This window comes from Microbacterium sp. F2E (assembly GCF_020905435.1).
GTDB lineage: Bacteria > Actinomycetota > Actinomycetes > Actinomycetales > Microbacteriaceae > Microbacterium > Microbacterium lacticum.
On record NZ_JAJJIB010000057.1, the window covers coordinates 1 to 546 of the forward strand.

General features: G+C 72.5%; 1 protein-coding gene. It reads left to right on the forward strand.

All coding sequences use genetic code 11. From position 1 onward, the window contains the following. Positions 1-546 (forward strand): DUF222 domain-containing protein (locus LOK55_RS13970; RefSeq protein ID WP_229935855.1); only part of this gene is annotated, 546 nt, incomplete at both ends.

A 546-nucleotide genomic window follows, 5' to 3' on the forward strand; every position in this document is an offset into this window, starting at 1 on the left:
GCAGGTCGCGGAGGTGCGTGCGCTTGCGGCCGCGGGTCAGCTCGCCGCGCGGCAGGCGGCCGGGTCTCCGGCCGCGGTGCGGGCGCACGATATGGCGTTGCGGTCGGTCGCGGCCGAGCTCGGTGGGGTGTTGCGGGTGACGGATCGGACCGTGCAGTCCCGGATCGACGAGGCCCGCGACCTCGTGGAGCATTACGCAGCGACTTTGGGGGCGTGGGAGTCGGGGCGGATCACGCGGGGGCATGTTCGGGTGATCACGGATGCGGGGTCGGTGCTGGTCGACGCGTCGCCGGAGCGGCGGGCGGAGTTCGAGGCTGCCGCTATTGCACGGTGTGAGCGGGATACGCCGAATCGGGTGCGGTCGGAGGTGGAGATCCTCGCCGAGAGGTTCGCGGAGCGGTCGTTCACCGATCGGCACCGGGATGCGGCGGCGGAGCGGCGGGTGCGGGTCGTGCCGGGCAGCGCGGGGATGTCGGATCTGATCGCAACGCTGCCGACGGTGATCGCCGATGGGATCCTCGACCGGCTCACCCAGCAGGCGCAGAC